The organism is Sulfurimonas autotrophica DSM 16294 (assembly GCF_000147355.1).
Lineage (GTDB): Bacteria > Campylobacterota > Campylobacteria > Campylobacterales > Sulfurimonadaceae > Sulfurimonas > Sulfurimonas autotrophica.
Map to the genome: position 1 here is coordinate 1,005,324 of NC_014506.1, position 25,508 is coordinate 1,030,831.

Annotated in this window: 29 protein-coding genes and 2 tRNA genes; 20 read left to right on the top strand and 11 right to left on the bottom strand. The window is 32.4% G+C overall.

Annotated elements, in window-relative coordinates:
* The first annotated feature begins 22 nt into the window (after positions 1-22).
* From SAUT_RS05195 to SAUT_RS05205, 3 genes are all read left to right on the top strand, one after another.
* The gene (locus SAUT_RS05195; protein WP_013326826.1) at positions 23-1,237 is read left to right on the top strand and encodes a coiled-coil domain-containing protein; all 1,215 of its coding nucleotides are present in this window, start codon (positions 23-25) and stop codon (positions 1,235-1,237) included.
* 66 nt (positions 1,238-1,303) lie between these two features.
* A complete protein-coding gene (locus SAUT_RS05200; RefSeq protein ID WP_013326827.1) occupies positions 1,304-2,503 on the top strand; it encodes a molybdopterin-dependent oxidoreductase in 1,200 nt (399 codons plus the stop codon).
* 9 nt (positions 2,504-2,512) lie between these two features.
* Entirely contained in the window at positions 2,513-2,821 is a 309-nt protein-coding gene (locus SAUT_RS05205) for a hypothetical protein (protein WP_013326828.1), read from the top strand.
* Positions 2,822-3,216: 395 nt separating this feature from the next.
* On the opposite strand, the gene SAUT_RS05210 is transcribed toward SAUT_RS05205, so the two are convergent.
* Positions 3,217-3,498, bottom strand: a complete 282-nt coding sequence (locus tag SAUT_RS05210; RefSeq protein ID WP_013326829.1) for a type II toxin-antitoxin system RelE/ParE family toxin — start codon at positions 3,496-3,498, stop codon at positions 3,217-3,219.
* Entirely contained in the window at positions 3,498-3,752 is a 255-nt protein-coding gene (locus tag SAUT_RS05215; protein ID WP_013326830.1) for a hypothetical protein, read from the bottom strand. The genes SAUT_RS05210 and SAUT_RS05215 overlap by 1 nt, the downstream gene beginning before the upstream one ends.
* Before the next feature lie 581 nt (positions 3,753-4,333).
* On the opposite strand from SAUT_RS05215, the gene SAUT_RS05220 reads away from it, so the two are divergent.
* From SAUT_RS05220 to SAUT_RS11055, 6 genes are all read left to right on the top strand, one after another.
* On the top strand, positions 4,334-4,873 hold the full coding sequence (locus SAUT_RS05220) for a hypothetical protein (RefSeq protein WP_041675161.1): 540 nt from the start codon (positions 4,334-4,336) through the stop codon (positions 4,871-4,873).
* Positions 4,874-4,889: 16 nt separating this feature from the next.
* Positions 4,890-5,468 carry a tyrosine-type recombinase/integrase gene (locus SAUT_RS05225; protein ID WP_281046545.1) on the top strand — a complete coding sequence of 193 codons (579 nt, stop codon included), beginning with the start codon at positions 4,890-4,892 and terminating at the stop codon, positions 5,466-5,468.
* Between the two features lie 91 nt (positions 5,469-5,559).
* Positions 5,560-6,531 (top strand): Fic family protein, encoded by a 972-nt coding sequence (locus SAUT_RS05230; protein ID WP_013326832.1) that lies wholly within the window; start codon positions 5,560-5,562, stop codon positions 6,529-6,531.
* Between the two features lie 141 nt (positions 6,532-6,672).
* Entirely contained in the window at positions 6,673-6,993 is a 321-nt protein-coding gene (locus SAUT_RS05235; RefSeq protein WP_013326833.1) for a transposase, read from the top strand.
* Complete coding sequence (locus SAUT_RS05240; RefSeq protein ID WP_148218510.1) at positions 6,927-7,871, top strand: IS3 family transposase; 945 nt, start codon at positions 6,927-6,929, stop codon at positions 7,869-7,871. The genes SAUT_RS05235 and SAUT_RS05240 overlap by 67 nt, the downstream gene beginning before the upstream one ends.
* Positions 7,872-8,015: 144 nt before the next feature.
* On the top strand, positions 8,016-9,137 hold the full coding sequence (locus tag SAUT_RS11055; protein WP_169302251.1) for a PDDEXK family nuclease: 1,122 nt from the start codon (positions 8,016-8,018) through the stop codon (positions 9,135-9,137).
* A gap of 198 nt (positions 9,138-9,335) precedes the next feature.
* Here SAUT_RS11055 and SAUT_RS05250 read toward each other — a convergent pair.
* Together SAUT_RS05250 and SAUT_RS05255 are read right to left on the bottom strand one after the other, a co-directional pair.
* Positions 9,336-9,410 (bottom strand) — tRNA-Gln (locus tag SAUT_RS05250).
* 19 nt (positions 9,411-9,429) lie between these two features.
* Positions 9,430-9,506 (bottom strand) — tRNA-Met (locus SAUT_RS05255).
* A gap of 166 nt (positions 9,507-9,672) precedes the next feature.
* Between SAUT_RS05255 and SAUT_RS05260 the strand changes: the two genes are divergently transcribed.
* Positions 9,673-10,701 carry a bifunctional 3,4-dihydroxy-2-butanone 4-phosphate synthase/GTP cyclohydrolase II gene (locus tag SAUT_RS05260; RefSeq protein ID WP_013326836.1) on the top strand — a complete coding sequence of 343 codons (1,029 nt, stop codon included), beginning with the start codon at positions 9,673-9,675 and terminating at the stop codon, positions 10,699-10,701.
* Complete coding sequence (locus SAUT_RS05265) at positions 10,701-11,633, top strand: FAD:protein FMN transferase (RefSeq protein ID WP_013326837.1); 933 nt, start codon at positions 10,701-10,703, stop codon at positions 11,631-11,633. Before SAUT_RS05260 ends, SAUT_RS05265 begins: the two co-directional genes overlap by 1 nt.
* Here the strand turns inward: SAUT_RS05265 and SAUT_RS05270 are convergent.
* Genes SAUT_RS05270 through SAUT_RS05290 form a run of 5 tightly spaced genes read right to left on the bottom strand, consistent with a single transcriptional unit; the run spans position 11,619 to position 15,458 of the window.
* The gene (locus SAUT_RS05270; protein ID WP_013326838.1) at positions 11,619-12,722 is read right to left on the bottom strand and encodes a cytochrome c3 family protein; all 1,104 of its coding nucleotides are present in this window, start codon (positions 12,720-12,722) and stop codon (positions 11,619-11,621) included. The genes SAUT_RS05265 and SAUT_RS05270 overlap by 15 nt on opposite strands.
* 18 nt (positions 12,723-12,740) lie before the next feature.
* Complete coding sequence (locus tag SAUT_RS05275; RefSeq protein WP_013326839.1) at positions 12,741-13,190, bottom strand: hypothetical protein; 450 nt, start codon at positions 13,188-13,190, stop codon at positions 12,741-12,743.
* The gene (locus SAUT_RS05280; RefSeq protein WP_013326840.1) at positions 13,180-13,656 is read right to left on the bottom strand and encodes a hypothetical protein; all 477 of its coding nucleotides are present in this window, start codon (positions 13,654-13,656) and stop codon (positions 13,180-13,182) included. Before SAUT_RS05280 ends, SAUT_RS05275 begins: the two co-directional genes overlap by 11 nt.
* Complete coding sequence (locus SAUT_RS05285; RefSeq protein ID WP_013326841.1) at positions 13,657-14,190, bottom strand: FMN-binding protein; 534 nt, start codon at positions 14,188-14,190, stop codon at positions 13,657-13,659.
* Positions 14,191-14,234: 44 nt separating this feature from the next.
* Positions 14,235-15,458: a porin family protein gene (locus SAUT_RS05290; RefSeq protein ID WP_013326842.1), complete on the bottom strand. Its 1,224-nt coding sequence runs from the start codon at positions 15,456-15,458 to the stop codon at positions 14,235-14,237.
* Positions 15,459-15,618: 160 nt separating this feature from the next.
* Between SAUT_RS05290 and SAUT_RS05295 the strand changes: the two genes are divergently transcribed.
* The 7 genes from SAUT_RS05295 to nspC are packed head-to-tail and all read left to right on the top strand — an operon-like array spanning position 15,619 to position 22,520.
* A complete protein-coding gene (locus SAUT_RS05295; RefSeq protein WP_013326843.1) occupies positions 15,619-16,341 on the top strand; it encodes a DUF695 domain-containing protein in 723 nt (240 codons plus the stop codon).
* Entirely contained in the window at positions 16,334-18,163 is a 1,830-nt protein-coding gene (locus SAUT_RS05300) for an MFS transporter (protein ID WP_013326844.1), read from the top strand. The genes SAUT_RS05295 and SAUT_RS05300 overlap by 8 nt, the downstream gene beginning before the upstream one ends.
* The gene (locus SAUT_RS05305; RefSeq protein ID WP_013326845.1) at positions 18,150-18,515 is read left to right on the top strand and encodes a diacylglycerol kinase; all 366 of its coding nucleotides are present in this window, start codon (positions 18,150-18,152) and stop codon (positions 18,513-18,515) included. The genes SAUT_RS05300 and SAUT_RS05305 overlap by 14 nt, the downstream gene beginning before the upstream one ends.
* 12 nt (positions 18,516-18,527) lie before the next feature.
* Positions 18,528-19,706, top strand: a complete 1,179-nt coding sequence (locus SAUT_RS05310; protein ID WP_013326846.1) for a saccharopine dehydrogenase family protein — start codon at positions 18,528-18,530, stop codon at positions 19,704-19,706.
* Between the two features lie 6 nt (positions 19,707-19,712).
* Positions 19,713-20,540 (top strand): HDOD domain-containing protein, encoded by an 828-nt coding sequence (locus SAUT_RS05315; RefSeq protein ID WP_013326847.1) that lies wholly within the window; start codon positions 19,713-19,715, stop codon positions 20,538-20,540.
* Between the two features lie 10 nt (positions 20,541-20,550).
* Positions 20,551-21,384, top strand: coding sequence for an HDOD domain-containing protein (locus SAUT_RS05320; RefSeq protein WP_013326848.1), 834 nt, complete (start codon positions 20,551-20,553; stop codon positions 21,382-21,384).
* Positions 21,381-22,520 carry a carboxynorspermidine decarboxylase gene (gene nspC, locus SAUT_RS05325; protein ID WP_013326849.1) on the top strand — a complete coding sequence of 380 codons (1,140 nt, stop codon included), beginning with the start codon at positions 21,381-21,383 and terminating at the stop codon, positions 22,518-22,520. The genes SAUT_RS05320 and nspC overlap by 4 nt, the downstream gene beginning before the upstream one ends.
* An 8-nt stretch (positions 22,521-22,528) precedes the next feature.
* Here the strand turns inward: nspC and SAUT_RS05330 are convergent, their stop codons facing one another.
* A complete protein-coding gene (locus tag SAUT_RS05330; RefSeq protein ID WP_013326850.1) occupies positions 22,529-23,536 on the bottom strand; it encodes a hypothetical protein in 1,008 nt (335 codons plus the stop codon).
* Between the two features lie 89 nt (positions 23,537-23,625).
* Here SAUT_RS05330 and SAUT_RS05335 point away from each other — a divergent pair, with 89 nt between their 5' ends.
* Both SAUT_RS05335 and SAUT_RS05340 read left to right on the top strand, forming a co-directional pair.
* Positions 23,626-24,180 (top strand): class I SAM-dependent methyltransferase, encoded by a 555-nt coding sequence (locus SAUT_RS05335; RefSeq protein ID WP_013326851.1) that lies wholly within the window; start codon positions 23,626-23,628, stop codon positions 24,178-24,180.
* A 13-nt stretch (positions 24,181-24,193) separates the two neighbouring features.
* Positions 24,194-24,796 carry a 3-methyladenine DNA glycosylase gene (locus tag SAUT_RS05340; RefSeq protein ID WP_013326852.1) on the top strand — a complete coding sequence of 201 codons (603 nt, stop codon included), beginning with the start codon at positions 24,194-24,196 and terminating at the stop codon, positions 24,794-24,796.
* On the opposite strand, the gene recO is transcribed toward SAUT_RS05340, so the two are convergent.
* A complete protein-coding gene (recO, locus tag SAUT_RS05345) occupies positions 24,791-25,408 on the bottom strand; it encodes a recombination protein RecO (protein WP_013326853.1) in 618 nt (205 codons plus the stop codon). The two genes, SAUT_RS05340 and recO, sit on opposite strands and share 6 nt — an antisense overlap.
* Positions 25,409-25,508 lie beyond the last annotated feature (100 nt).

The window sequence follows — 25,508 nt, forward strand, 5'->3', positions numbered from 1 at the left end:
AAGCAACTAAAAGGGAGAGAAAATGCTCCATGATGATTTGATGATAGCTTTTATTGTAATGGGCATTTTGTTTTTAAGACAAATAGTTATTTTAAAACGTCCAAATAAAATTAATTATGCTCCCTTAATACTTGGTGTCGGCGCGATTGGCAGTATTGTCCATTTTATTATTCATACCCAAAATACAAATATTTTACTTCTTATAAGAGAATCCCTCTTTCCTCTGTTATTTGCTTTAATTCTGTATGTAATAATGAATATTCTTCATCAAACACAGCAATCGCAACTTGCAAAAACACAAGAAGAATTTATAAAAGTTTTACTGCAACAAATGAATCAGCTTAAAAGCTTTTTACTTGATATTGAAAAAAGAATAGCAATCTCACGCTCTGAAGACAGAAATGCTCAAGAAGAAATTCGTGAAAAATTTAAAGAAGACATAAAAGCATTAGATAGCATACAGTTAAATCAAACAAAACTGATTAATAAGTTTGATATGATGGAAAATATATCTAAAGATGTCAGTAAATCATTTAATTATTTCAGTGAAGTGAAATTGCCGGAGCTTGATAACATAGTTCACACGCATATAGACATATTAAGAGTGGCAGAACAAGACCACTATAAAAAACTGCAAAACTTACTTAATGAAGCACTTGACAACAGATTTAATTTTACAAATGAAATTAATGAAGTTAAGGTTAAGTTGGATGAACTTAAAATGATGGCAGGTGATATTTCACAAGACATTGTTTCACAAACGTCATCTAAATTATCCACTTTAACAAAAGCTTTTGAAAATGAAATATTGCTTTTAAAATCTCATGCAAGCAGTATGGATACAACATTAAGTGAGAGTGAAAACAGATTAGTAAATGTAAAAAATCAAAGTGAAATGATAATTAAGCAAATGATATTATCGGTAAAAAATATGCACGAACTTGAATCTAAAACAGCAGATTTGCCTAAAATATTTTCTCAATTTAGTAGTTTAATCGAAGATATAGAAGCAATAAAATCAGATTATGTTAAATCACAATCACAACTTGGTAATATTTTGAAAACTTTAGAATCCTCAACGGCAGATGAATTATACAAAATGAATGAAAAATTAGAAAATTCATTAGAAAAATTAAGCGAACACTATGCCAAAATTGATAGTGATAAAGCACAAAATGTAAATTTACTGGCCAAAAAAGCACAGCTTAAAAAAGGCTATAGTGAGTTGGAGAAATAGCTTTTTTAAGTCATTTTAAATATTTATAGATATAATCCAAAATAAATAATAATTATAAGGAAAAATATGAAAAGAAGAGAATTTCTCAAAACTTCTATAGCTGCTTCTGCTGCTATTTTAAGTACAACTACATTATCAGCTGGCGAAACACGTCAGCCTATTGATAACAGAAAAGTGTCTGATATGGCTTTTCCTCAAAAAAGACCATTAATTACTTACTCAGACAGACCTCCACTTTTGGAATCACCAAGAAGTACATTTGCAAGAGGGATTACACAAAATGATGAATTTTTTGTAAGATGGCATCTTCCGGATATTCCAACTCATATAGATACAGATTCTTACACCATTAAAATAGATGGTCTTGTAGAACAAGATTTGGAAATTTCTCTTAAGGAATTAAAAAATGATTTTGAACAGGTAGAAGTTACGGCAGTGCTACAGTGTGGTGGAAATTCTCGTTCGGCTTTTACACCGATTCCTGGCGGTATTCAGTGGGGTAGTGGTGCTATGGGTTGTGCAAAATGGAAAGGCGTTAGATTAAGTGACCTTTTAAATCGTGCAGGATTGAAAAAAGATGCACATTGGATAGGCTTCAACGGACTTGAAAAAGCAGCTTATTATAAAACACCGAATTTTGTCAGAGAGCTAGAACTCACAGAACTTGATGATCATGTTATTGTTGCTTATCAAATGAATGGTGAAGATTTACCTTATTTAAATGGTTTTCCACTTCGTTTGGTTCTTCCTGGATATTATTCAGACAGCTGGGTTAAAATGTTAAGTAATATTACCGTAACAGATAAATATAAATCTCTTTTCTTTATGGATATGGCATACAGAGTTCCAGACAATAAATGTGAATGTGAAACACCCGAGCATCATTTTAAGCCTACAAAGCCGATTACAAATATGAACGTAAAGTCAGTCATTGGTTACCCTGAAAATGGTATGAAAGTATATCATAACTCTCATGTTGTTGTGCGTGGTGTAGCCTTTGATGACGGACATGGAATTAGAGAAGTTTTAGTCTCTGTTGATGGTGGTAAAACATGGGATAAAGCAGAGCTAAAACAAGAAAATGGACGATATGCATATACAGAGTTTAGATATGCCTATAAGCCCGCAGATTATGGAAAAGTAACATTTATGACAAAAGCGGTAAATCGTCTCGGAGATGAGCAGCCATTTGCAAAAGATATTGGATGGAACCATGGTGGATACAAATATAATGGTATTGATGAAGTTACAGTAGAAGTGGTTTAAGGAGAAAAAATGAAAAAATTATTATTAATAGCAATACTATCTGTTAGTTCACTGTTTGCACAGGTAAAAGGTGATGTCGAAGTACCATATATATCATATCAGATAAAAATGGGTAAAGGTTTTGATGCCGTACAGGCAAACTGCTTGATGTGCCACTCTTTTGGTTACATTATAAACCAAGGCCCACAATCACGCGATTTTTGGGCGAAAAAAATTGAAAAAATGGTAACACATTTTAAGGCACCGATAACAAAAGAAGATGCGGGGATTGTGACGGATTATTTATTTAAACATTATGGTAATGGTAAACTAAAATAATTTTACAAAAAAAAGAAGCAAATTCTAAAGTACATATAGTTTAGAATTTGCTTCCCTTCATTAAAATATCATCAATATTTCATAAAACTATAAAAAAAGCTATGAGTGAAGTCGAAGGAAATATTAGTGTATTAAAAGTTATAATTTTCTTTAGCTAACTTTTTATTTTTTTTTTTGATTTTAAAACAAAAAAGAATATTCCTGCGATAATTAAAAAAATACCCATTCTTATAGTAAGTGTTGTTAAATCAGTTGTTTCATTCATAATAAGTCTTTTGTTTGAGAATTTAAATTGTGGATGGGGTAGAGGGATTCTACCCAATCCTATATCTGGTACTTTAAGAGATACTATATAAAATAGTACCCCTATGTGTACCCCTAAAAATTATAGTGACCTATAACTCAGCCTTGTATTTTTTAATACCTGCAATAGTGATTGTGGATTTTTCTTCATCAACTTTATACACTATTGTATAACCCTTGTAAATTAAGTCTCTTATATCTTCATCATCAAAGTAAATTGACTTTCTGCACTTGTAGGGCATATTTACAATATTTGAGATTTGTTTATCTAGTTGATTCCTAAATCCTAAAGCTCTATTCTTACTATCAAAAGATATAAACTTCATTATCTCTTGAAGTGATGTTGTGTATTTTTTACTTCTAACTATTCGCACTATAAAGACTTTTCAAAAGCTTCCATCTCATTTTCATACTGCTCTTGGCTTAATAGTTCTGTTTTACCACTCTCTATATCTTCTAAAGTTTGATGAAAATAAGCTTTATCTTCTTGAAATTGCTTCGAGTTCAGATAATCATCTTTTTTATCTGCAAGGCTCACAAGATAATCATTTATTTTTGATTGCATATCTACACCAGCATTCACAAGCTTTTGATAAACATCATCTTGAATATTTAAAGATATTTGCATAATAAACCTCACTTTTTAATCTAAAGAAGTATATCATAGATTAATTGATACTCTGATAATATACAAGCAAAACCTCTCTTTTTTACACTTGTTACTATAAATAATAAAATAATATAAACTTATACTTTATTTTTCTAGATAATATTAACTACTAGTTAAATTTGCTCTATCTATATAGACACTTTCAAGAAAATTGCATTTATGATTTGAACTTAGGCTCATAAGAAAATTATTGAACAGGAGCTTTTTTTAGAATAGTTGTCGTGTTTGATAAGTGGTTTAGATTGATTATATAAGTGTCAGTAAAATTGTCAGTAAAAATCCTATAAAATCAACTGACAGTTGTTAAATCAGTTTATTAAAAGTGCCTGTTTTATGGGAGTTTAGAAGTTGTGAATGGGGTAGAGGGATTCGAATCCACGAATATCACTCTTTTCACATCCTTTCAAACCTTGTAAACCCTCTTTATTTTAGGTATTGTAGCATACTTCTTCTTTTTTCCTAATTTGGCAATTATTTGCGTTTTCCACATATTTTAGACATAATTGTGGAAACTTTTTGTGGAAACTTTTGGAGTATTTATGGCATTTAGAAAATTAAAGCAGAAAAAATATACTGGTATAACAGAATACTTTAATCCTAATTCTGATGATAAAGAAACAAGAGCATTATATATATCATATAGAGATGTAAGTGGAACTTCAGTTAAGAAAAAACTTGAAACACTAGACCTTGTAAAAGCAGGTAAAATTTTATCTGATATTAAACATGAGGTTGAAAGGGAAAAGAAACTACTAAGTGCCGAAGAAAGAGATTTTACTCGACAATCCATAAAAAATAAACTTACTTTAGACCAAATAGTAGAATGGTATTTCGGTCAACGTAAAGCTAAAGATAATATTAAAGATTACCAAGCTTATAAAAATAGGATAGCTCCTATATTGGGTTCTAAGATAGCAACTAAAGTTACTACAGACGATATTCAAAAGCTTCAAGACAAACTGATTAAAAAGTATGCCCCAAAGACTACAAATGAAACTATAAATAGCTTGAGAGCTTTGTATAATAAAGCAATTAAAAAAAAAGAGGTTAGTAGGTTCCAATCCTGTAGTTATAAGTAGTGATGATATTCAAAAAATTGAACAAAATACTGAACCAGGGAAAGTACTAACAAACGAAGAATTAGAACTAATGTTTAATACATTTAAAAATGGAGATTATGATTTAGAAATTCAACCTAGACCTACATTATATCTATTCTCTAAAATATTGTACTTTACTGGAGCAAGGCCTAGTGGTGTGATTGATATTCAGGTAAAACATTGTAACTTTGATGAAAATAAGATTACTATCAAAGCTATGAAAAAAGGAAAAAGCTATCAGGCTCAGGTAAGACTAGAGTTAATGGAGCTAATTAAAGAGTGGATTTCAGAACATAGTCTTGGTTTTAACGATTATATATTTTATCCACAGCAGACTTTCATAAGAACAGGGAAAGGTAAAGATAAGGCTACCGCTTACAGTGGATACAGAAAGCAAGGTCAACAAGTTTTTAACAAAATTTTTAATGTAGGAATACCAAATACAGAGTTAATGCATCGTGTTTCATTTTACAGTTTAAGAAGAACTGCTGGCACAAAAGTTTATAAGGCAAAAGGAATAATGCACGCTATGTTGTTCTTAAATCATACATCAGTCAAAACTACTCAAATGTAGCAGGAGATATGGAAGGGATTGCAGATATTCTTTAACTCTATTAAAGTAGTAATTATGCTAAAATTAAGATTAATATAAAAAAGAGAAATAAATGAATTATGCACCACCATTTAAAATCACTACTAAAATAATTGACTTAATCAGTAAGATCAGTTTGAATATTGGAAAACTTGAGGTAATTGATTCATCATCTACTCTACCTCTGCTGAGGAAAGTAAATCAAATTAGAACAATTACTGGAACACTTCAAATAGAAGGTAGTAGTCTTGATGAAGAGAGAATTACTGCACTTATTGAAGGGAAGAGAGTTTTAGGTAAAGTTGATGAGATAGCAGAAGCAAATGGTGCTATTGCTTTATATAAACAGATTGATAATTTGAATTATAAAGATGAACAAGAACTTTTAAAATCACACAAGGTTTTGATGGATGAACTTTTAAAAAATGCTGGAACATATCGAACAAAAGATGTAGGTGTGGGTGGCGAAGGTGGTGTAGTTCATGTTGCACCTCCTAATGGACATATACCAAAGCTTATGAGTGACCTATTTGATTGGTTAAGTACAACAGATGAACATCCTTTAATTGTAAGTAGCGTATTCCACTATGAGTTTGAGTTTATACACCCTTTTATAGATGGTAATGGGAGAATGGGAAGATTTTGGCAGAGTTTGATTCTTTATAATTGGAACAACTATTTTAGTGTTATTCCTATTGAGAGTATCATAAGGGACAAACAGCAGGAATACTATAATGTGCTTGAAGAGTGTGGAAGCAGTGGAGAGAGTACACTGTTTATAGAATTTGCACTTCAATCAATTTTGGAAGCAATTGATAAGGTCGGCAATAGAGTCAGTAATAAGGTCGGTAATCTAACTGATAATCAACAAATGATACTTGAACAGATTCAACTTAATAATAAAATATCTGCATCTAAACTATCTGATATTGTAGGTATTTCAAAAAGAAAGATTGAAGAAAATTTAGCCAAACTAAAAGAGCAAGGGATTTTACAAAGAGTTGGTGGAACTAGAGGTTACTGGGAATTACTGGCAGTAATTTAAAATATGAATAAATATAGCAAAAGTAGACAATCTTTAAATGACATATACCAAATAGACCTTTGATGTGGCTACACTAATTCATACTTAGAATATTTAGCGATTCTGAGATAAAATATCAGTATGAGTAAGGATAAGAACAAGATGAGAAATAGTAAATACACCAGAGAATTTAGAGATTCTAGTGTTCAATTGGTGATAAATTCAGACGAATCAACTGCAAAAATTGCCAAAGATTTAGATGTGAACGAGAAGACTCTTTATAATTGGGTTAGGGAATATAAAAAAGCCAATAATATTCCTATATTTCCAAGGGGTTATTCTGCTTCTGAAGATGGAAAGAAGAACATAAAAGAGACAGCAGAAGAAGAGAACAAACGCTTACGAGCAGAGAACAAATTACTCAAGCAAGAAAGAGACATTTTAAAAAAGGCAACAGCGTACTTTGCAAAAGAAGTTCTGTAAAATACGCATGGATTCAAAAGAATAAAATGAACTTCAATATTACAGTAATGTGCAAAGTTTTAAAAGTTGACAAATCAAGCTTTTATCATTGGATAAAAGCGGGTTGTATTGTTAAAAAAGTTGATGAAAAGCTCAATGAACTCATAGAAATAATATTTGTTCAAGGAAGGCAGAACTACGGTACAAGACGCATCAAAGAGAAACTGAAACAAAGATATGGATTTCTTGTTTCAAGACGCCGTATAGGCGATATTATGAAGGACTTGGGGCTTGTCGCAAAGACCAAAAAGCGATATAAAATCAATACAACAAATTCAAATCACAATCTACCAATTGCACCCAATCTCTTAGAGAGAGATTTTTATGCTTCTACTCCAGATGAGAAATATGTTGGAGATATAACTTATATTCCAACAAATGAAGGCTGGCTCTATTTAGCCACTGTCATAGATTTGTACTCAAGACGAATAGTCGGTTGGTCAATGGATGATACCATGAAAGTTTCACTTGTAAATGATGCCCTAAATATGGCATTAATCAGCCGAAAACCGCCAAAAAGTTTAATTTGGCATACAGATAGAGGCAGCCAATATGCTTCTTATGCGCATAAAGATTTATTGCAAAAATATGGAATCGTTCAAAGCATGTCAAGAAAGGGTAATTGTTGGGATAACGCAGTAGCAGAGAGCTTTTTTCATACCTTGAAAACTGAACTTGTTTACCATGAGATTTATGAAACAAAATCTCAAGCTAATCAGAGTATTTTTGAATGGATTGAAGTTTATTACAATAGACAAAGGATGCATAGTTCAAATAATAATTTGTCACCTGTCGAGTTTGAAGAAAAAATGATGTTACAGGTTGAAACAGCAGCTTAGATATATTTGTTCTGAGTATGATATAGGGTTGACATATCATGCAGTCAAGAAAACTTTTTAAGCAATCAAGAGAGTTTCATAAAGTAATAGTTAATATGAATTAAACTTATTTGTTTATATATTCAAAAATGCTAATATATGTTTATGAGAAAGTTGACACATAAAGAAAAGAAAAATAAAGTTAGAACGCTAAGTAGTTGGATAGGAAGAATAAATAGCCGTTTAACTTTTATTGAAAACATAGATGAATATGTAAAAAGAAATATTGATGAGACTAACGTAAGTTTGAAAAAAGAAAATATTATTTCATATTTTAATAGGTGGATAGAAGAGCCTTCATCATTTGTTATCCCTATGTATATAAATGATTTTAAATTAGAACAGAGTAATTTTAAAACTATAGAATCTATTGATAGTTACATAGAAAAAATAGATAACATAGCTTCTACCTATTCCGGTTCAGACACACTTGTAGGGAATCAAATAGAGTTTGATTTGTACTTTAGAAGATATCTAAGTCTTTTGCAAAGTAGAGCAAGTTATGAACGAGAAGCAATGATTGATTACAGTCCAGAAGTCACTAAAATTAAAAGCACACTCGTAAAACATGAGAAAAGTTTAGAAAATCTAGATAATAAAAAAACATATACTATATCTCAAATAAATAAAGGAATTAAGCAAAAAGAAGATCATTCAGAACGAATAAAAAAGGTTACTAAAGAAATTGAGAATAAATTTAATACATTGAAATTACATATAGAAAATTTATATCAAAATAGAAAAGGAAAAAAACGATTAGAAAAGTTTATGCGAGGGGAAAGTGAATATGAGATTTATACTATAAATTGGGAAGAGTATACAGTAGAAACAATTACAGAGGATGCTCTTATTCCTTTTGCACAAAAAGAAAAAAAACGTAAAGTATGGATTAAAAAAACTATTTCAAATATTAGGACACTCAAAGATAAACTTAATAAATATCAACATGAATTTGATGAATACCTAATTGAGTCGGGCTCTATAGGAGAAAAAATAGTTAGACAATGGCTTATAAATAAAAATATTGAGTTTGAAGAGCAGAAACGATTTTCAGATTGTATAGATAAATCAACATTACCATTCGATTTTTTTCTCCCTACTTTAAAAATACTTATAGAATTTGATGGTGCTCAGCATTATATGGCTATAGAACTTTTTGGTGGAGAAGTGGGTTTTATAGATAGGAAACGAAAAGATGCGATTAAAACTAAGTGGGCTGAAAAATAGTGAATATAAACTTTTTAGAATTCGTTATGATGAAAATGTGGAACTAGCTTTAAAGACAATATTAATAATGTAAAAAAATGTATCAAAATGAGTGTTTTTTTAAGTAATAGGTAGCAATAGGGTAGCAAAAAGTCTTTATCTGTAAACTTAAAGTAGCTAAGAAGTGCTTATTTTAGGGATTTAAAGAGTGTTATCGGGTGGATGGGGTAGAGGGATTCGAACCCCCGAATACCAGTACCAAAAACTGGTGCCTTACCGCTTGGCGATACCCCAATGCTTTGTAGAAAAAAATTGGTTGCGGAAGCTGGATTTGAACCAGCGACCTTCGGGTTATGAGCCCGACGAGCTACCGAACTGCTCTATTCCGCGGTGTTTCAAACACTTTCACTCTGTGTTTGTGAGCGAAATTATAGACAAAAATCTCTTTTATGTCAAGAGTTTTTTGTTAAAAATATTAAATTTTTTTTGAACTCTTTTTAATGAATATTTTCCTATAATAAAGAAAATAAAAAATATTAATAAATAAAGAGAAAATATGAAACCGATAGAGAGAGTTTTACAGGCTATAGAAGATATTAAAAAAGGCAAGATGGTAATTATGATTGATGATGAAGACAGAGAAAATGAGGGTGACTTGGTTTATGCTGCTGCTTTTTCAACTCCTGCACATGTAAACTTTATGGCAACGCATGCACGAGGGCTTATATGCGTTGCTCTGTCTAAATCTATTGCAGACAGACTCAATTTAAATCCTATGGTGAGTTCAAATACATCTTCATATGAGACTGCTTTTACTGTTTCTGTGGATGCAAAAGATGCTTTGACAGGTATTTCTGCAAAAGAGCGTGATGATACTATAAAAATACTGGCTAATCCTATTTCAAAGCCGGATGAGCTGGTAAAACCGGGACATATTTTTCCTTTGATAGCAAAAGAAGGCGGTACGCTTGTGAGAACGGGGCATACAGAAGGTTCCGTTGATTTATGCCGTTTGGCAGGGCTTAACGAGGCCGGTGTGATTTGTGAGATTATTAAAGATAACGGTGAGATGGCTCGTCGGGATGATTTAGATATTTTTGCAAAAAAGCATGATCTGCATACGGTGTTTATTTCCGATATTGTTGAATACAGACTTGCCAATGAAAGACTCGTAAAAGAGATAGATGTGCAAGAGATAGAGTTTTTCGGTGTAAAAGTACAGCGACATACATTCCAAGACCATGACGGCATTCATCATACGGCTATACTTTTTTACAATGCAGGTGAGGTTGCCAATGTAAGAGTTCATAACGTTATACCTGATTGTGAACTGCTTTTAAATCAAGACAAATATAATAATCTTATTAACTCTATAGAATATCTCAAGCAAAACAGTGGTTTATTGGTTTTTATCAACAAAACGAACCATCAGGACAATGCAGCTATGAAAGAATTCGGCATCGGTGCGCAGATTATCAAATCTTTCGGTGTTTCAAAGATGAACCTGATTACTTCTATGAAAAAAACTGATTTTGTCGGGCTGGGTGGATTCGGGCTGGAAGTAAATGAAATTATAGATATTTAATGCATAAATTGTTACTCATTGCATGTTTGTTTCTTACATGTAATGCAGATATACAGATGACACAGCGTTCAAAAGTAATGATGGGGACCTTTGTGTCTGTTTCTGTTGAGAGGGGGCATAAAGAGCTTATAAAACAATCCTTTGAAATAATAAAAGGAGTTGAGAGCTCTCTCTCTTCTTACAAAAAAACATCTCCTATTGCTAAACTCAATAAAAATAAAGAAGCAGACTTAGATGCCTATAGCTATGAATCATTAAAGCTCTCTTTGCAATACTATAACGAGACAGGCGGTTATTTTGATATTGCCGTAGGAAAGATTACAAAAGATTTATACCATTTTGGCGAAAAAGAAAGAGTAGCTTCTTCTAAAGAGCTGCAAAAAAGTTCTACATCTATCGGCGGGCTTGTATTTGATAAATCAACGGCATATATTAATAATACTATAAAAATAGACCTTGGAGGTATGGGCAAGGGGTTTGGCGTTGATAAAGTCAGTGCATTTTTAGTGAAAAACAGCGTTAAAAAAGCCGTCATAGCTTTAAGCGGTGATATTCGATGTATAGGTACATGTAAGATTGCTGTAAATAATCCTTTGGATGCAAATCAGCCTTTGGCCCTTTTTACAATGAACAACAGCGGTGTGAGTACGAGCGGAAATTATAACAGATATATTAAGAGTCCAAAATACAATCATCTTATAAATCCTAAAACAAAACAATCAGAACAAAATTTTTTCTCTGTCACACTTGTTTCAAACCTGCCATCGGCTACACTTGATGCATATGCAACGGCTGTGAGTGTTATGCCTGTAAAAAAAGCATATGCTTTTTTAAACTCTCAACCTTTGGCATATATAATTTTACAAGCAGATAAAAAACTTATAGTCAGTCAAAATATTATCCACTATATAAGTGATTTAAAATTGAAATGATTGCGTTTTTAACACTCTTATTTTGCTGAGCTCTTTATCATTTTGAAGATGCAGTTCTTTTGCCGCTTTGTTGGAAATAAGTCGAAAGCCGAGTGTAATGATGACTTTGTCTTCTTTTTGGAGTTTTGTATTATATTTGACATTCTTTTTTGCGTAAATGAGTGTATCTTTTAAAACTTTTTTTGCTTCAAACGGCATACTTTGGGTGCCGTTTTTCCCAAAAATACGTGTGAAAATGTATGGTTTTAAAGAAATAGTTTTATCCCCTCTTCTGATTTGAATATCAAGAACACCTTCTCTGTATGCCTGTCCAAAGAGAGCATGATTAGCTTGGTTTATAATTTTTACATCAAAGCCATTGCTGTTTTTTTCTACTGTTAAATCTATATATTTGCCAAGAGTTTCACTAAAGATATGTACACCTGCTATACCGTGATAAGCGTGCGTTTTACTGTCTCTAAGTGTTGTTTTACTGCCCATGATTTGCGGCATGTGACACGATATGCATGTATGCTTGTCTTTTTTGTCTATGTAGGCATCTAGCATTATAATATCAAAATCATTACTATTATTTACATGTGAATGACATCCCATACAGACATTGCCGTTATAGTAGTTTTCATTGTTGTATTCTATTTGATGATAAGGAGAATTTTTAGAATGTTTTACGAGTCCAAAGAAAGAGCTTGTTGTCTCGTACTTTACTTTTGATTCATTTTTTTTATCTGCTTGTGCTGTGTAAAAGTCCTTTTTCTCGCCGCTAAGTATGTTTTTGTTGGCTTTATCACCTTCTTGAACATCTTTTATGGTGTGACAGTAAATACATGAAATAGGAGCTTCTTTTTCTTCACGTGGAGTCTTTGCACTTGGTGAGTGGCAGCTCTTACAATTGTTTTTTTCTTTATTTTTATGCTCTTTTTCAAAAAGAGCTTTATATGTTTTATCGTTAGCAAGTGATGACTTTCTGTGAATAGAGTTGTAGTATTCTTTGTAAATAAGAGGATGGCATTTTTGACAAACTTTATTGTCATTTGCAAAAGAGACGTTACATGTAAGTATAATCAGTGAGAGTAATATAAGTGTTTTCATAAGAAATATTGTAGCGGATTAATCATAAATTATACTTTTAAAAAGAATAAATATTCCATATAAAATAATAAAATTAAAGAAAAAATAGGTAATTAATTTGATAAAAATAAAAAAATCAAGCCCAAAAATAATCAAAAAAGGAGAAAAAAGCTCCAAAAAGGCGGTTATAAATGCGCTGTAAATTATTATTTGCATCTCTTTAGTATCTCTTTTGCCCGTAAAAATTAAAAAATGCAGCACAACCATGACAAAAAGCCCAAAAGCAAAAATATGAGGCACTATTATTTTTAAAAGACCGTTAAAAGTTTTTGCTGTAGAAAAAGCAGCTTCACTGCCAAGATAATACTGCCGGATGCTCTCATATGAAAAGCCTATTTTATCGGCAAAAATAAGCGCTGCACTGACAAGCAGTAAAACAGTAAAAAGTAAAAACCAGCCTATTGCATATTTGTAGGCTTTACTCGGCAAAATTAAGTTCCCATAAGGATTTTAGTGCCATGTAAAATGCAATAACATGCCAGGAAAAAAAACATACTAAGTATATACCTATAAATTCTGCAGAGTAAAAATAAGCAGCTGTTAATGCAATAGGGCAGAGTATGCCAAATACCATTAAAAGATTCATTATAAGTATTGTATTTTGTTTTTTGTACAAGAGGCGTATAAAAACAGCACTCAAGGTCAGAAGCAGCATCATCAAAAAGAAAATCTGAATATGTATAAATTCCAAAAACACAGACTTGTTCATGGGGTCTAAAAATTCATCTGCATTGCCAAAAAGTGTTGTACTGACTGTATGAATACTTAAGCCGAGTGTATGATTTTTTACAAATATATCAAAGATAAGATAAAGCATTATAAAAATTAAAAGCCCGTTGAGCAGAGGCTTCATACCTTTGTCTTGTTTGACATTTTTTATAAGAGTAAAACGCAATTATTTTTCTTGTAAAAGTTCATTGTAGATTGCAAAGGCAATGCGTGAGCCGTCGGTTATACTTCTGGCACTAAGAGTCGCTCCCGTAATGGTAGGAATATCACGTGAGAGCTTGAGCATTTTATTTGTCGGTATATTTTGAAACTGAGAAGTCCATGTTTTAGAAGGAATGTATTCGTGAGGCTCGTTAAAAGCGATGACTTCTATACCTTTTAATACACCATCTTTTGTAATAAGGTACATAACTACCGCATTTTTAGAACGAACCTTTTTATTGATTAAAATACCGTACCCTAAAATTTTTCCACGTTTCTCGGCTATATAGATACGATAAATTTTTGTTTGCAGTTTTACTTTTGCACTGGATTGTATCTTTTTAAACATAGCAGAAGAGAGCAGAATATTTTTTTTACGTATTGTCGCTGTTTGAGAGTAATTTTCTTTCATTGCATCTATCGGGGAGAGTAAAACTTCCGCCGATAGAGAATTTGTAAGAGAGAAAATGAGTAAAGACAGGAGAAGAATATGCTTCATTTTTTATCTCGCTTTTATAAATTTTTTATGATTATATCAAAACTCTAGAAAATAAAACCAAGAGAGACACTAAATGTATCAGAATCTATTTTTGTATTTGCTAAATCATTATTTGCCATTGCATAATCCATTTTAAGAACAACCTGCTCATGTGGAAAGAAGTTCACACCGACTGTTGTCGTATCAACAGAGTCAAAACCTGTTCCGTTTGCGAGTGTTTCTTGAGGATTTATCGTCTCATACTGAATAAACACCGGTAATTTTTTCTCAATTGATGTCAGGCTAAGTACATCAAAACTGGCATTAATATAACCGCCGCTCATATCTTTAACCTGTGTACCTGTTGTCTCAGAACGACTTGTTTGCGTATATGTACCATATACTCTAGCACCGTTATATTCATAGTTTAGGTGAACATCGTACATTGTTATTTTACTATCAGCATAAAGAGATGCACCGACGAGTAAACCGTTTATACCGGTATAATCAATACGCCCGACACCTGCAAAACCGGGATTTGCAACTTCAAAAGAACCCCCGCGACCTGACCGTAACCATTTCGCACCTGCTGTATCATCGGGCTGTAACGCACTGACACCTGCTAGTTTATATTCAATATCATCCGTAATATTACCATAGAGCATGGCACCGCTTTCATTCCAGGTAGTAGGAATAAGATACTTTGATGTCTGCGGGCGCTGTACTGTTGTAAAGAGTGTCGGTTCATGTCTTTGATTGATTAATCCTACAGGCATTAAAAAGTTACCCAGACGTACATTAAAGTTTTTGTTTATCAAAAAATCAAGATACATAAATTCAACAAGAACTTCATCACCGCCGCCGTCAGCAGTAACACCGCCGCCTTCATACTCTATTTCTGTATTTAAAATAATATTATCACTGAATTTGTATCCTAAATACATAATGAGTCTTTTTACCTGTGTCTCAGAAGAATCAGCACTGTTATCATCTGAATCAGTATTCGCATAATACATTTCACCGTATCCGCCGATACTTAAAGGTGATTTTGAATAATAGATTTTAGAAGCTGCAGCACCTAACCCGCTGTGAGATTGTTTTGTATCAACAGTTGTATAACTGAAACCTGTTTTTAAATCACTTGTCTCGTCTATAAGAGACTGTGTTGTCTCTTTAAGCTGCTTTATCTCTTCTTTGAGCATTTGTATATCTGCTTTATCATCCCCGAAAGAGGCACTACTTACTAATAACATACTCGCTAATGCTAGTGAGATTTTTGATTTATTCATTGCTAATCCTTTTAATGTGATTATGATATTTACTATCAAAATCTTTTTGAATGGAGAAAGTGTATAATATTTTTTTATAAATGTCAATAGTTATGATAATTATTATTAAAATATAATCAAATTCTTTGATATAATAAAGAAAAAATTAGATTGAGAGTTTATGAGAGAAATATTTATAAGAGATGAAGACGGCAGTAAAGTATATATAGAAGTTGATTTAAATGCATATGCATATAGTAATAAGTATGGATGGTTATTGAGTGTATTTATAAAGTTTGATGCTTTAGATGAAAGTGTAGAGGGATTTGAAGAGTTTTTAGATGCAAAAGAGTCGTTAATCATCACACTGGAGCATGAAGAAAAGGCTAAATATGTCGGTTCACGCGTTGTAGATGGCTGGAGTGAACTCTATTTTTATGCGGCTGATTCAAAAGGCTTGGATTTTGTCGTAAAAAGTATTTTACAACCGGCAAATTATGTGTATGAAAGTAATGTGGTTCGTGATTCCAAATGGGATTTTCATTATCGCAATCTTGCTCCGACTGAATTAGAATTATGCCATATACAGAGTGAAAAGATAATCTTTTTACTTCAAGAAGAGGGTGATAATTTAGAAATTCCCAGAACAGTGGAACATTATGTTTCATTTACAACGCCGACACAAAAAAATAGATTTATAAATTCATTAGAACTTGAAGGTTTTAGCTTTAAAGATGAAATCAGCAGTGATGAATTTGAGCATGGTGTAGCTCTTGTCAAAACTCATGCTGTTACATCAGAGGAAATACAAAAAGTTGTAAACGAGCTCTTTGAAGTAATTAAAAAAGAGCAGGGATATTATGAAGGCTGGAGTACACTTTTAGCACAAGATGAGAATGTTTAAGATAGCAGGTGTTATTAACTACATAGTTGTAGTTTTTATGAACGCTTTTACTGACCTTGGGCATAAAATAATTATACAAAACACTATATTTAAGGTCTATGACGGCAGTACACAAATAGTACTGACGGCAATTGTGAATGCCTTGGTATTGCTTCCTTTTATTTTGGTTTTTTCTCCTTCGGGCTTTTTAGCTGACAGATTTCCTAAAAATAAAATAATGGAGTATTCTGCTGTTTTTGCTGTTGTTATTACTTTAGGAATTACCTATGCGTATTATCACGGTTATTTTATTTTTGCATTTATTTTGACTTTTTTACTTGCTATGCAGAGTGCAATTTACGGACCTGCAAAGTATGGCTACATAAAAGAGTTAGTGGGCGTAAAGTTTCTCAGTAGTGGCAACAGTGCCGTTCAGGCGACAACAACAGTTGCAATTTTGGGCGGTATTATTTTTTACACGGTTCTTTTTGAAGGGATGTATAATGATTTATTAATAACAGAGTCCCAAATTTTACAAGCTATTGCTCCTTTGGGCTGGCTTTTGGTGATTGGTTCGGTGGTAGAGTGGTTTTTGGCCTCCAAACTGCCAAATAAAATGATAGAAGCCAGTAAACGTGATTTTAAACTGAGAAAATATATGGGCGGTGTCTATTTATTTAAAAATCTTAAAACAGTGACAAGAAATAGAGAAATTTTTGAGGCAATTATTGCACTCAGCCTTTTTTGGTCTATATCGCAGGTTGTTTTGGCGGTATTTGGCGAGTATGCCAAAGATGTGTTACATGTAACCAATACTATTTTTGTTCAAGGTGTTATGGCACTCGCGGGTATAGGCATTGTTACAGGCTCTATTATGGTTTCAAAACTTTCAAGATTTTATATTAATGTGGGATTAGCCGGAATTGGTGCAACGATTATAACAATTATAGTTTTTATAGTTCCCTTTTTGCATTCAATGGTACTGATGGCAGTTGTATTTACATTATTTGGTATTTTTGCGGCATTTATCTTGGTTCCGTTAAATGCAAGAATTCAGTATTTGGCTTCACGTGTACATTTAGGCATTATTTTGGCGGCAAATAATTTTATACAAAATATTTTCATGTTCTCCTTTCTTACCATAACAACACTCTTTGCATATTTTGGTATGAATGCCGAGCTGCTTTTTTATTTAATGACTTTTGTAGGTATTTATTTGGTACGTAATTTGTATAAAAGGTATGCTGTGGACATGTTTTGGTCATTGATGGGCTTATTTTCAACACTAAGACATGAATATATATATGCCGGTTTGGAGAACATACCGCAAGATAAAGCTGTTTTACTGCTTGGTAACCATGTGAGCTGGCTTGATTGGATTATATTGCAGCTTCCACTGCAAAGACGTATCAATTATATGATGGACAAAGATATTTATAATTGGAAGTTTTTTCATCCGATTTTTAAAAAAGGAGAAGCAATTGCTCTCTCGCCTAAAGCTTTTAAAGATGCCATTAAAGAGGCTCATAAAAGATTGCAAAACGGGAGTGTTGTAGCTCTGTTTCCAGAAGGTGAAATAACACAAGACGGAGAAATACACGAATTTCACAGAGGATACGAGCTTATTCCTAAGGATTACGACGGTGTGATAGTGCCATTTTATATAGATAAAGGAATATTTGGAAGTTCTTTTACAAAATATAAACCAAAAAACAGTAAAAGAAATATTTTTAAGCGCAGAATAGTTAAAATCTATTTCGGAAAACTTCTGCCAATTGATATAAAAGCAAAAGAATTACAAGATATAATTTTAAAAATGAGAGAAAAATATGAAGCTGAATAAACCAAAACACAACCTTTATAGAAATGGCATGTATGCAGTCGAGGGTTTTATAGATATTGTGAAAAATGAAACATCTTTTAAATGGCAGCTTTTAATGCTTTTTGTAATGGGTATTGTTGCTTGGATCCTGCCTGTAGGCTTTGTGCATTCTAGCATACTTTTTATGTCTCTTTTTATACCTGTTTTAGCAGAAGTGGCAAACTCTGCCATAGAAAGAGTTGTAGATTTGGTGACAAGTGATTATCATATTTTAGCCAAACAGGCAAAAGATGCCGGTGCGACTTTAGTTTTATTGAGCTTAGTAGTCACATTGATGATATGGATTTTTACTTTAATAGATGCTTTTGCATAGGGAGAATTTATAATGAATACGACTTTAATTATAGGTGCAGGCGGTGTGAGCCGTGTTGTAGTACATAAATGTGTGCAAAATGCAGATGTCTTTGGAAAAATAGTGCTTGCAAGCAGAACAAAATCAAAATGTGATGATATAAAATCAGAGCTGCCTGATGCAGACATTGAGACTTATGCTCTTGATGCTGATAATACGCAGGAAATTACAGATTTGATAAACAAAGTCAAAGCAGATATAGTGATAAATGTTGCATTGCCGTATCAGGATTTGACGATTATGGATGCCTGTATTGCAACGAAGACAGATTATTTGGACACTGCAAATTATGAACATCCGGATGAAGCAAAGTTTGAATATAAACTCCAATGGGCAAAAGATGAAGCTTTTAAAAAAGCAGGTATTATGGGACTGCTTGGCAGCGGCTTTGACCCGGGTGTAACGAATGTATTTTGCGCATATGCACAAAAACATTACTTTGATGAGATTCATACCATAGATATACTTGACTGTAATGCAGGGGACCATGGTTACCCTTTTGCAACAAACTTCAACCCTGAAATAAATCTTCGTGAAGTCTCCGCAAACGGACGATATTGGGAAAACGGCAAATGGATAGAGACAAAGCCTATGGAAATAAAAATGGTGTGGGATTATCCTGAAGTAGGTCCTAAGGATAGCTATCTGCTTTACCATGAAGAGATGGAGTCGTTAGTCAAACACATTAAAGGTTTAAAACGTATTAGATTTTTTATGACTTTTGGCGCGAGTTATCTTACTCATATGAAATGTCTACAAAATATCGGCATGCTTGGTATAGAGCCTGTTGAATATAAAGGGCAAAAGATAATTCCGATAGAGTTTTTAAAAACACTGCTGCCTGATCCTGCTTCTCTTGGATCACGCACAAAAGGAAAAACAAATATCGGGATTGTGGCAGAGGGTATAAGAGACGGCAAAAAGAAAAAGATCTATATATATCAAGTTAGTGATCATGAAGCGTGCTACAAAGAAGTTAATTCTCAAGCCGTATCTTATACAACAGGTGTACCGGCAATGGTAGGTGCAAAACTGATGCTTGAAAAAGTTTGGTACAAAGAAGGTGTGCATAATATGGAAGAGTTTGATCCGGATCCATTTATGGAAGAACTAAATAAGCAGGGGCTTCCATGGAAGATTCAAGAATTGTGAAAATAGATGACTTTTAACAATATAGTCAACGGTATTGATTCATTGCCTCCTTTGTCAGATGCTGCAAATATAGTGCAGTCGCTGTATAGTTCGGGAGTTGAAAATATCGACGTGAAAAGGCTGATTAAAGTCATTGAATCCGATGCAATGCTGAGTGCCAATATATTAAAAACCATAAATGCACCTTTTTTTGGCATGCGTAATAAAATAACTAGCATACCAAGGGCAATTCCCCTAATAGGTGCCAGACGAATACAAATGCTAGTTGTTAATTATGCTATAAGAGAACATGTCAAAGCTGATCCAAGTATATATGGCTTTAATAATTTACAATTCAATGAAATTTGTCACCTCCAAAGTGCACTGTTGTTTCAATGGTATTCTAAAATAAATTTAAAAGATGCACAATATCTAACTTCATTGGCTTTGATGATGGAAAGTGGGAAATTAATTCTTGCAAAAGAAGTGATAGAAAGTGATTATGTCGGTGAATTTAGAAAATACTTTAATGAATGTCAAAATATTCAAGAATTTGAAAAAAGCCTTATTGGTACAACTTCTTATTATCTGAGTGCATTGTTATTTCAACATTGGAATTTAGATGAAAAATATATAAGAGTGTTAAAGGCTCTAGACTCAGACAACGAAGATGATCTTCAGATTTTATTTTATGCTAATATTATAGAGATAATACGCGTAAGTATAAATGTAAAAGATATATTATCCGACACTGCAATCAGCAACGCTTCTATATTAGTAAAAGAATTGGGGATGGATGATGAAATATTTATTACTGTAGCGAATGAAATTAAAGAAAACTACTTGAAATTATAAGGAATATAAAATGAATTTTGAAGCGATTGTAAGCACTATTGATTCTTTGCCTCCATTATTAGATACGACACTTATAATAAACAAGTTGTATGCAGATGGTGATGAAAACATAGATATCAGAAAGCTTATAGTTGCGATTGAATCTGACTCTCTTTTAAGTATTAATATTTTAAAAATGGTTAATTCTCCTTTATATGGTTTGTCTCAGCAGATAGTTTCTGTAACGCAAGCAGTGACTCTTTTTGGAACACAAAAAATTTATGGTTTGGCTTTGGCTTATTCTATAAATAACATTGTTCGTGCAAATATCAGACCCTATGGAGTTACAAACAGAGTATTTAATGATATAAGCCATTTGCAAAGTAGGTTAGTTTCACAATGGTTTTCCAAAATAGATAAGAAAACGGCAAAATATTTATCACCTTTGGCTTTAATAATGGAGTCAGGCAAGCTCATTTTGGCAAAAGAGATAGTGAGTGCTTCACAAATTAAAGAATTTAATCTCGCTTTATCAATGAGCGAAAATATACCTCGGTATGAAAATGATATTTTTGGAACTTCTTCTTATTATGTTGGCGGCTTACTTTTTGAGCATTGGAATCTTAATCCCAGATATGTTGATATTCTTAAAAGTTTGGATTTTGAATATGAATCTAAGACAAAAATAGATGTACATGTAGATATATTGGATATAGTGAGAACAGCTATAAATATAAAAGAAATTCTAAATGAAAAATCAATTGCCAAAGCCTCCGAAATGGTAGAAGAATTAGGCTTTAATGTAGATAACTTTATAGATACGGCAGAAGAAATACAAATGGCATATATTGGAAATAGCAGATGAGTCAAATAAGTACGCCTTGTTATATATGTGAAGAAGAACTTTTAGAAAAGAATTTAAAAATTTTAGAATATGTACAGCAGCAAAGCGGTGCCAAAATTATTTTGGCACTCAAAGGTTTTGCCATGTGGAGCACTTTTGATTTGGCGGCAAAATATTTAAAAGGCTGCACGGCAAGCGGATTATATGAAGCTAAACTCGCACGTGAAGAATTTTGCAAATATAATAAAAATGCAGAAGTTCATACTTATTCCCCGGCCTATAAAGAAGAAGAAATAGAAGAAATAGCCAAAATTTCTGATCATATAGTCTTTAATTCTCCAAATCAATTACAAAAATATATTTGTAAAGTCAAAGAAATAAATCCAAATATTCATGTTTCGTTAAGAGTTAATCCTGAAGTTTCATCTTCACCGGTCGATATCTATAACCCATGCGGTTTATACAGCAGACTGGGAACAACACTACAAAATTTTGACGAAAAAGTACTTAAATATATAGATGGACTCAATTTTCATGCCCTTTGTGAGCAAAATGCAGATGCACTTGAAGAAGTTTTGGCAGCTTTTGAAGAAAAATTTGCAAAATATTTTACAAATCTGAAGTATATTAATTTCGGCGGAGGACATCATATTACTAAAAAAGACTATGATGTTGAAAAACTTATTTGGATAATCAAAGAATTTCGAAATAAATATAATGTTGATGTTTATTTAGAACCTGGTGAAGCAGTCGGTTGGGAAACAGGCTATCTTGAATCGACAGTTTTAGATGTGTTTGAAAACGGTATGAATATAGCTATACTTGATACATCGGCAGAAGCTCATATGCCTGATACATTGGCAATGCCGTATCGAGCAGAGGTTAGAGGTGCCGGCGTGGCAAATGAGAAAAAATATACCTATCGATTAGGGGGAAATACCTGTCTTGCCGGAGATATTATGGGTGATTATTCTTTTGATGCACCTTTACATGTAGGCGATACTATTATATTTGAAGATCAAATTCATTATACTTTTGTGAAAAATACTACTTTTAACGGTGTTAAGCTTCCATCTTTGGCAATAAAGCGTAAGAATGGAGAGATTGAGATTATAAAAGAGTTTGGGTACGAAGATTATAAAAATAGGCTTTCATAATTTTTGTGTTAAAGTTTATTGCCAAAATTACCGAAATAGATATTTATTAAAAACGTTATTGCATAGTTAGCTTGATAATCGTTTTCTTTATGAAAGTTTAGTGAAGGGCTTATCTCATAAAAAAACCATTTTTTCCATACGTTTTTTCTGAAATTCACTACAGTGGTATAATTATTTATGCCACTATACTCTTGGGAAGATAGATTCATTTTATATTTTGTATTTCCAGAAAATATTTCAGATATATTTAGAGCAGTCTTTTTGTTGAAATTCCAGTAATATTGAGCAGAAATATCATAATCCATTCCTGTCAGTTTTGTTCGTGTCTCTCTATGTAAAGCAATTCTAAAGAGTGCTTTATCCATGAGTGTTCTGTCAAAATAAAGATACGTGGCTTCTTTGAAATCATCTTTTGTCGAATATTCGAAAATTTGCATCGGTTCTATTTCCCAGTTGCCAGTAGTAAATTTTTTAAAATATCGGGCTCTGATAAATGGGTATAATCTCCTAATTCCTATCGAGTACTTACTCTGAATCTTATAGTAGTCTGCTCTAAAATATTCCATTCCCACTTCGGTATGTGAATCTTTATTTCCTTCTATATTAGTATTGGTATTACTCTCATTCACGCTTTTTATAAAGAGGTTAAGTTTTTTATTTGTTCGTTTTAAAGCAATATGTGCATTGACACTCATTGTGTTGGTATGCCCATATTTAGATTGAAACTTGGTATTGAAATTTACACTCACAAATGATTCATCTGTTTCATTTATATATTTTTCATTTTTAAAGAAATTATCAATAGCATTAGTTGAATTTTTAGAATTATCACGTTTATTCTGTGCATTTTTATCTGTAAAAAGTGTATTTATTCCTTGGTCTAAAGTGCTTGAATAATCCGTTACTTTGTTCGAAATTATTTTATGTGTTGTATCAATATAGGATGAATTAGTATCTACATCCTCAGCATAAAGGTTAAAGAGGTATAGACAACAAAGTAATAAAATAAGTTTCATAACAAAATTTCCTAAAGAGTTATATTTCAAGATATATATAATAAAATTTCTATATAATAATCTATAAAAAGATTATAGCAAGGTTTACTATGCAAGAAGATAAAGAACGTTGGAATATACGCCATGTTGAAAAGCCAATGCGAACAAATGTGGAACCGATTGTCGAAAAATATGTAGAGATGGCAAATGTGGGCAAAGCTTTGGATATTGCTTGCGGAGTTGGTAGGAATACACATTTTTTGGCAGAAAAAGGCTTTAGTGTTGATGCGGTTGATTTGAGTGATTATGCGCTTTCTCAAGTGAAAAATGATGCAAAAATAAAAAAAATAGAAGTTGATTTAGATAGTTATAATTTGCAGAAAAATGAGTATGATTTGATTGTAAATATTAACTATCTCAGTAGACGATTGCTCCCTCAAATTAAAGAAGCACTTAAACCAAACGGTTTACTGATATTTGAAACTTTTATTGTGGCGCACGGTGATTTTAATCAACCGGCAAACCCTGAATATCTTTTAAGAGTCAATGAACTTTTACATGCCTTTATCGGACTTGATATTGTTTACTATGAAGAAAAAGATGACATAAACCTAAGAGGTGAAAATACTCGTGTTGCCTCTCTTGTTGCCAGAAAAAGATGCTAAGAGCTTTGTTTACATGTACAGTAATTCTTTAGAAATATACAATTTTTTACAAGAGAAAAGTTTACTGCAAAATTCTCCAAAACAGTGGTGGCCAAATGCCGGAACATTTGAAGTGGTGGTGGGTGCAATTTTAACGCAAAATACAACTTGGAAAAATGTAGAAAAATCTTTAAAAAATTTAAAAAATTATATGGATTTAGATGCTTTTACCTCTTTACATGTAAAGGTACTAAAGGAGCAAATACGCCCAAGCGGATTTTACAATCAAAAAGCTCCAAGACTTTTGGCACTTGCTGCAAATATTAAAAATGAATTTCATGATTTTGAAACATTTCAACAAGAGGTGACAAGAGAATGGTTGCTTTTACAAAAGGGCATAGGAGAAGAGAGTGCAGATGCTATTCTTTGTTATGGCTGTTTTAGAAATGAAATGGTTGTGGACAGTTACACGAAAAGGCTGTTAAAAACATTTGATATCGAATTTAAATCCTATAAACAATATAAAGAGTTTTTACAATATGATTTAGAAAAGGCCTTTACATGTAAAGAACTAAATCTGGTCTATTCACGATTTCACGGTATGATTGTAGAATATAACAAACTGTATAAATTATAATCCTTCAAGCAATACACTCCAAAGTCTGTTTACTTCTGTATTACTAAGAAACAGAGAAGATTTGTTTTCAAAGAGTTCGTTGAGCCCTTTTTTATTGATGGCCAAAGTATGTGAGCACTGTTCATGTGTCGGCAGGTATGCACGTAAAAGAGAAACATCTTCTTCGATTTTTTTAGAACATAAAAAACAGTGCATATCTTTATGCAGCCGTCCCTCATGCTCTAAAAGTTTGACATAGGCTTCAACGGCTACGCGTTTAGGATTTTGTTTGTCCCAGTTTTTCGACGCCTGTTCTACCAAGTCAAAATAAAAAGAACCGATATCTTCAGAATCTTTAAGATGTTTATAAAAAAGACCCAAAAAATCTTGCCATAAACGTAAAAGTTTATAATCATTGATCCAACTATATCCGATATGTATAACATCTTTAAGTCTTGCTATAGTAGATTTGGCAGATGCCTCTGTTTCATAATCAATTTTAAAACCGAGATTTATAACTCCATGGCGTGCACCATAGAACCTATAAAGGGTATCTAAGCTCTTTTGTGATAAAATACTTACTATTAAATCTTCATCTTTGACACGATTTAAGTTGATGATAAAACCTTGCACCTCATTGCTTCCTATATACACACTTTGTGAATTTTTTTAAAATATTTTACAGTTATTATGCTTATTTAAACCAAAAGAAAGTATAATTTATCTGCTTTGT

Excerpts from the sequence above, each read along its gene's own strand:
- SAUT_RS05310 (WP_013326846.1), top strand. The coding sequence starts at position 18,528 with ATGAATACGACTTTAATTATAGGTGCAGGCGGTGTGAGCCGTGTTGTA.
- SAUT_RS05220 (WP_041675161.1), top strand. The coding sequence starts at position 4,334 with ATGGCATTTAGAAAATTAAAGCAGAAAAAATATACTGGTATAACAGAA.
- SAUT_RS05315 (WP_013326847.1), top strand. The coding sequence starts at position 19,713 with ATGACTTTTAACAATATAGTCAACGGTATTGATTCATTGCCTCCTTTG.
- SAUT_RS05265 (WP_013326837.1), top strand. The coding sequence starts at position 10,701 with ATGCATAAATTGTTACTCATTGCATGTTTGTTTCTTACATGTAATGCA.
- SAUT_RS05215 (WP_013326830.1), bottom strand. The coding sequence starts at position 3,752 with ATGCAAATATCTTTAAATATTCAAGATGATGTTTATCAAAAGCTTGTG.
- SAUT_RS05200 (WP_013326827.1), top strand. The coding sequence starts at position 1,304 with ATGAAAAGAAGAGAATTTCTCAAAACTTCTATAGCTGCTTCTGCTGCT.
- SAUT_RS05300 (WP_013326844.1), top strand. The coding sequence starts at position 16,334 with ATGTTTAAGATAGCAGGTGTTATTAACTACATAGTTGTAGTTTTTATG.
- SAUT_RS05260 (WP_013326836.1), top strand. The coding sequence starts at position 9,673 with ATGAAACCGATAGAGAGAGTTTTACAGGCTATAGAAGATATTAAAAAA.
- SAUT_RS05330 (WP_013326850.1), bottom strand. The coding sequence starts at position 23,536 with ATGAAACTTATTTTATTACTTTGTTGTCTATACCTCTTTAACCTTTAT.
- SAUT_RS05285 (WP_013326841.1), bottom strand. The coding sequence starts at position 14,190 with ATGAAGCATATTCTTCTCCTGTCTTTACTCATTTTCTCTCTTACAAAT.
- nspC (WP_013326849.1), top strand. The coding sequence starts at position 21,381 with ATGAGTCAAATAAGTACGCCTTGTTATATATGTGAAGAAGAACTTTTA.
- SAUT_RS05340 (WP_013326852.1), top strand. The coding sequence starts at position 24,194 with ATGTACAGTAATTCTTTAGAAATATACAATTTTTTACAAGAGAAAAGT.
- SAUT_RS11055 (WP_169302251.1), top strand. The coding sequence starts at position 8,016 with ATGAGAAAGTTGACACATAAAGAAAAGAAAAATAAAGTTAGAACGCTA.
- SAUT_RS05290 (WP_013326842.1), bottom strand. The coding sequence starts at position 15,458 with ATGAATAAATCAAAAATCTCACTAGCATTAGCGAGTATGTTATTAGTA.
- SAUT_RS05295 (WP_013326843.1), top strand. The coding sequence starts at position 15,619 with ATGAGAGAAATATTTATAAGAGATGAAGACGGCAGTAAAGTATATATA.
- SAUT_RS05305 (WP_013326845.1), top strand. The coding sequence starts at position 18,150 with ATGAAGCTGAATAAACCAAAACACAACCTTTATAGAAATGGCATGTAT.
- SAUT_RS05205 (WP_013326828.1), top strand. The coding sequence starts at position 2,513 with ATGAAAAAATTATTATTAATAGCAATACTATCTGTTAGTTCACTGTTT.
- SAUT_RS05270 (WP_013326838.1), bottom strand. The coding sequence starts at position 12,722 with ATGAAAACACTTATATTACTCTCACTGATTATACTTACATGTAACGTC.
- SAUT_RS05320 (WP_013326848.1), top strand. The coding sequence starts at position 20,551 with ATGAATTTTGAAGCGATTGTAAGCACTATTGATTCTTTGCCTCCATTA.
- SAUT_RS05195 (WP_013326826.1), top strand. The coding sequence starts at position 23 with ATGCTCCATGATGATTTGATGATAGCTTTTATTGTAATGGGCATTTTG.
- SAUT_RS05230 (WP_013326832.1), top strand. The coding sequence starts at position 5,560 with ATGAATTATGCACCACCATTTAAAATCACTACTAAAATAATTGACTTA.
- SAUT_RS05335 (WP_013326851.1), top strand. The coding sequence starts at position 23,626 with ATGCAAGAAGATAAAGAACGTTGGAATATACGCCATGTTGAAAAGCCA.
- SAUT_RS05235 (WP_013326833.1), top strand. The coding sequence starts at position 6,673 with ATGAGAAATAGTAAATACACCAGAGAATTTAGAGATTCTAGTGTTCAA.